This is a genomic window from Paraburkholderia sp. UYCP14C (genome assembly GCF_004197395.1).
Taxonomy (GTDB): Bacteria; Pseudomonadota; Gammaproteobacteria; order Burkholderiales; family Burkholderiaceae; genus Paraburkholderia.
Map to the genome: position 1 here is coordinate 1 of NZ_SELS01000217.1, position 1,834 is coordinate 1,834.

The window sequence follows — 1,834 nt, forward strand, 5'->3', positions numbered from 1 at the left end:
CGCCGTCCTGTTCAATCGATAAGGTATCCAAATCTATAAAGATTATTTCGACCACGCTACCTATTTGCACCGGAGCCGGAATCCGTACCATATCGGTCTTGGCCGACCTCTCGCTCTTACTGCGACAGAACCCTTTATTTTCCGTTTCCTGAAGCGTCCCCAATTACCTATGCTTTTGGAATTCGATTCATCGATGCCTCCGTTTCTCGAATTTACGAAACGTTGGCTTCCATTCTTTCCGACCGACCTCAGAGGAGCTGCTGCTCGAGCCGTCGGGTGTCGCGCAAAAGCCATCAAGCTGACGCGCCGCCTATTTTCGGATCGCGCTGGCGATCATGCGCAACTGTTCGCCGAGACCCGACAGCACGAGCTGGTCGCGAACCTGGTCGACAAAAATGCCGACAAACAGCGCGAGCATCATCACCGTGAGCGCGCCTCTCACCGGCTGGCTGAGCGTCATCAGCTCGAGTTTTTGCGCCGACTTTGCCGCGAAGCCGAACGCGAAATCGACGAGCAGCAGCATCAGCATCATCGGCGCGGCGAGCTTCGCAGTGGTCTGCATCAGCGAGTCCGTCTGTTGCAGCACGAAATTTTCCAGCACGTTGGCGGGCACCGGCGTTGCCGCGCTGAGCGGCCACCAGTGATACGACTCGTAAAGTGCGCCGAGCAGGAACGTCATGCCACCGAAGGTCCAGAACGCGACGCTCGCCACCTGCGCGAGCAGCGTGCCGGTGGGTGTGGACTGTTTCTCGCTCAGCGGGTTGGCGACCTGCACGTTGTTGTAGCCGGCCAGATCGTCGACGTAAATGCCGGCTCCTTCCGCCACCCAGAACACGGTGGACGCGGCGAAACCCAGCAGCAACCCGATGGCCGCCTCGCGCAGGCCAATGACGACGAGCGCCGTGCCGGCCAGCGACGTGTACAGCGAAACGGGCTGGCCATAAGCGATAAACCAGCTGAACAGCAGCACGATGCCGTTACGCACGACGCCTTGCAGAATGCCGTCCGCGGTGGGCGGAAACAGGTAGAGCATCACGAAGAGCCGCACAGAGCACACGCCGAGCACCGTTAGGGAACGAATCAGCGTGGCGCCGAACTGCGGCAGCGTGGTAAGGGTATCGTACATTATGGCGAAGAAGAACGCAGACGGGCCAGCACCGCTTCTTCGGCCTCGTCATCGCCGGCGTCCGCTGCGTGGCGGTCTAGCGCGACACGCAAACCGGCAATGCGCTCGCTGCACAGATCGATGCGTCTGTGATTCAGCGTAACGGCGCGCATTGCCGCAGCGAGCTCGTCAGCCTTGCTGCGCAACAGCGTGTCCAGGGCGGCGAGTTCGCCTTCCATCTGCTGGACATGCACGGCGACGACATCGGCATAGCGCATCGCCGCATTGAGATGGGCCAACTGGAACGCGTCGCCACCCGTCATCATGTGCGTGAGCCTTGCGTGGATGCCGCGCAAGTGCTCGCGTTTCGTTTCTGTGGGCGCGAGTTGCGCGTCACGCTGCGCGAGTGTCTCGGCATGCGCATCACGGGCGGCCATCACGCCTGCCTGCAGGCGACGCTCAAGCCGCTCGCGGCGGCCGCATGCCACTTGGAGCGCGGCCACGCGCCGACGTACCTTCTCCGGATTTTGCTGCGCGCTCATTGTGTCAGCCGTTTGCCAGTTGGAAGAGCCGCGCCTCAGGGTCCTGCGGCGCGGCGATTTCGTGGGTCGCCTGATTGAAGAAGGCGCGGATCGCGTCGATCTTGCGAATTGCCTCGTCGGCAAGCGGGTTACCGCCGGCCTGATATTCGCCTATCTGCAACAGCAGCTCGACCTCGCGATGCTTGGA

General features: G+C 61.6%; 2 protein-coding genes and 1 pseudogene. All 3 read right to left on the reverse strand.

What is annotated here, in order from left to right; all coding sequences use genetic code 11:
- Positions 1-310: 310 nt before the first annotated feature.
- Positions 311-1,126, reverse strand: coding sequence for a type III secretion system export apparatus subunit SctT (sctT, locus tag EVC45_RS44355; protein WP_129964331.1), 816 nt, complete (start codon positions 1,124-1,126; stop codon positions 311-313).
- Positions 1,126-1,647 (reverse strand): type III secretion protein, encoded by a 522-nt coding sequence (locus EVC45_RS44360; protein WP_129964332.1) that lies wholly within the window; start codon positions 1,645-1,647, stop codon positions 1,126-1,128. The genes sctT and EVC45_RS44360 overlap by 1 nt, the downstream gene beginning before the upstream one ends.
- Before the next feature lie 4 nt (positions 1,648-1,651).
- Positions 1,652-1,834 (reverse strand): annotated as a pseudogene (locus EVC45_RS44365) (EscN/YscN/HrcN family type III secretion system ATPase); the annotation flags it as partial.

Bases quoted from the DNA above. Each gene is read 5' to 3' on its own strand.
- sctT (WP_129964331.1), bottom strand. From the start codon at position 1,126: ATGTACGATACCCTTACCACGCTGCCGCAGTTCGGCGCCACGCTGATT.
- EVC45_RS44360 (WP_129964332.1), bottom strand. From the start codon at position 1,647: ATGAGCGCGCAGCAAAATCCGGAGAAGGTACGTCGGCGCGTGGCCGCG.